This is a genomic window from Staphylococcus sp. CoH_129_LAB_1 (assembly GCF_058191515.1).
Map to the genome: position 1 here is coordinate 1 of NZ_JBXWKZ010000095.1, position 229 is coordinate 229.

1 protein-coding gene is annotated in these 229 nt (G+C 31.4%); it reads left to right on the plus strand.

Features of this window, described 5'->3' with window-relative positions:
- Positions 1 to 229: DDE-type integrase/transposase/recombinase (locus AC2FB1_RS11255; protein WP_490675293.1), on the plus strand; the 229-nt coding region annotated here is incomplete at both ends.

A 229-nucleotide genomic window follows, 5' to 3' on the forward strand; every position in this document is an offset into this window, starting at 1 on the left:
GATAATCATTCAGCATATGCGTTTATCAAACGTCTCATTAAACAATTTGGTAAACCTCAAAAGGTAATTACAGATCAAGCACCTTCAACGAAGGTAGCAATGGCTAAAGTAATTAAAGATTTTAAACTTAAACTTGAATGTCATTGTACATCGAAATATCTGAATAACCTCATTGAGCAAGATCACCGTCATATTAAAGTAAGAAAGACAAGGTATCAAAGTATCAATA